Source organism: Aeromonas sp. ASNIH8 (genome assembly GCF_002919855.1).
Taxonomy (GTDB): domain Bacteria; phylum Pseudomonadota; class Gammaproteobacteria; order Enterobacterales; family Aeromonadaceae; genus Aeromonas; species Aeromonas caviae.
Map to the genome: position 1 here is coordinate 1 of NZ_PQLN01000295.1, position 504 is coordinate 504.

The 504-nt window shown below is 54.4% G+C and carries 1 protein-coding gene; it reads right to left on the reverse strand.

Translation table 11 applies throughout. The features are described 5' to 3' along the window. Positions 1-504 (reverse strand): HAD-IC family P-type ATPase (locus tag C3418_RS24010; RefSeq protein WP_146054174.1); only part of this gene is annotated, 504 nt, incomplete at both ends.

A 504-nucleotide genomic window follows, 5' to 3' on the forward strand; every position in this document is an offset into this window, starting at 1 on the left:
TGCTCAGGAGTCTCGGGGGCTCGGGCCCCCAGACAGACCAGATCAAGAAAGCAACAACCGCGATAAGTATCACCAGAGGAACAAACCAGCCTGAAACGCTGTCTGCCATTCTCTGGATGGGGGCACGCGAACGCTGTGCATCAGCGACCATCTGAACAATTCGTGAGAGCATCGTCTCATCACCGACTTTCTCTGCACGGATGATAAGACTACCTGTCTGATTAATCGTCCCCCCAATGACAGGGTCACCCTTCGTTTTGGTAACCGGCATAGACTCCCCGGTCACCATCGATTCATCCACGGTTGTTTTGCCTTCGATCACGATACCGTCGACCGGAATACTCTCTCCAGGTCTGATGCGGAGCTTATCGCCAGGCAGGACATCTTCCGCATTAATATCCGTTTCATGACCGTCATGATCCAGCCGTCTGGCGGTTTTGGGGGCAAGGTTCAGAAGCGCAGTAATGGCGCCTGAGGTTTGTTCCCGTGCCCGCAGCTCAAGAA